This window comes from Sodalis-like endosymbiont of Proechinophthirus fluctus (assembly GCF_001602625.1).
Taxonomy (GTDB): Bacteria; Pseudomonadota; Gammaproteobacteria; order Enterobacterales; family Enterobacteriaceae.
In genome coordinates this window covers 8,768-9,366 of record NZ_LECR01000031.1, presented here as the reverse complement: position 1 = coordinate 9,366, position 599 = coordinate 8,768, and the positions used below count along the sequence as shown (strand labels likewise).

At 55.9% G+C, this 599-nt stretch carries 1 protein-coding gene; it reads left to right on the top strand.

Annotated features, from left to right (window positions below):
- Positions 1–599: class I adenylate cyclase domain-containing protein (locus tag BG74_RS16460; RefSeq protein ID WP_244267252.1), on the top strand; the 599-nt coding region annotated here is incomplete at both ends.

The following is a 599-nucleotide window of genomic DNA, read 5'->3' as shown; positions in this document are numbered from 1 at the left end:
CGACTCTCCGTATAAGGCAGTACTGAAAACCCTGCTCCTGGAAGCCTACTCCTGGGAGTATCCTCATACTGAACTGCTGGCGATGAAGATCAAACAGCGGCTTCATGACGGCGAAATCGTATCTTTTGGCCTCGATCCCTACTGCATGATGCTAGAACGGGTGACATACTACCTGACCCAGATAAATAATCTGACGCGGCTGGACTTGGTGCGCCGCTGCTTTTATCTGAAGGTGTGCGAGAAATTGTCGCAGGATCCGACGGGCACCCCTTGGCGGCGTGAGATCCTGACGCAGCTGGTGACGAGCTGGGGTTGGGATGAGGAGCAGCTGAAAATGCTGGACAATCGCGCTAACTGGAAGATAGGCCAGGTGCGTGAAGCGCATGAAGAGCTGCTGGACGCCATGATGCAGAGTTACCGCAATCTGATCCGGTTCGCCCGTCACAACAACTTGAGCGTCAGCGCCAGCCCGCAGGATATCGGCGTGCTGACCCGCAAGCTGTATGCGGCCTTTGAGTCACTACCGGGTAAGGTGACGTTGCTCAATCCGCAGATCTCGCCGGATCTGTCGGAACCGCACCTGACGTTCATACACGTGC